Here is an 892-nt window from a genome sequence, read left to right as displayed (position 1 = left end):
ATCCTGACGCCCGACGCCAGGACCTGGAAGCCGACCACCACACTCGGCTACGGCCGCACCTACACGCTGAAGGTCGACGCGCGCGGCCCCGGCGGAATGCCGACCCGCAAAACCATCAGCTTCTCCACGGTGACCCCGGGCTACCAGGCCCGGGTCTACCTCAACGGTACGAACTACGCCCCGCTGCAGGAGGGCGCCACCTACGGCGTCGGCATGGTGATCGTCGCCCGCTTCGATGAGCCGATCACCGACAAGGCCAGCGCCGAAAACCGGATGAAGGTCATCACCGAGCCCAAGGCCGTCGGCTCGTGGAACTGGATCGACGACCAGACCGCACACTGGCGCCCGGAGAAGTACTACGCACCGGGCACCAAGGTCACCGTCGACGCCGGCATCTACGGCGCCAAGCTCGGCGACGACCTGTACGGCGCGCAGGACGAGAAGGTCTCGTTCACCATCGGCGCCTCGCACGTCACCATCGCCGACGACACCGACAAGCAGGTCAGGGTCTACGACAACGGCAAGCTGGTGCGAACCATGCCCACCTCGATGGGCATGGGCGGCACCGAGACCGTCGGCGGCACCACGATGAGCTTCTGGACGCCTCGCGGCATCTACACCGTGATGGACAAGGCCAACCCGGTGGTCATGGACTCGTCGACCTACGGCCTGCCCGTGAATTCGCGGCTCGGCTACAAGACGACCATCCCGTGGGCCACGCGCATCAGCATCGACGGCATCTACCTGCACCAGCTCAACTCGACGATCTGGGCGCAGGGCAAGGAGAACGTCAGCCACGGCTGCCTGAACCTCAGCGGCGAGAACGCCGAATGGTTCTACAACTTCTCGGTGCCCGGAGACATCGTCGAGATCCGCAACACCGGCGGTGACC

General features: G+C 65.7%; 1 protein-coding gene. It reads left to right on the top strand.

The window, feature by feature from the left end; all coding sequences use genetic code 11:
* Positions 1-892 (top strand): Ig-like domain-containing protein (locus IMZ11_RS42670; protein ID WP_228649285.1); only part of this gene is annotated, 892 nt, incomplete at both ends.

This window comes from Microtetraspora sp. AC03309 (genome assembly GCF_020826795.1).
GTDB lineage: Bacteria > Actinomycetota > Actinomycetes > Streptosporangiales > Streptosporangiaceae > Microtetraspora > Microtetraspora glauca.
Note: the sequence above shows the minus strand (reverse complement) of the source record. Positions and strands in the feature narration are given on the sequence as shown.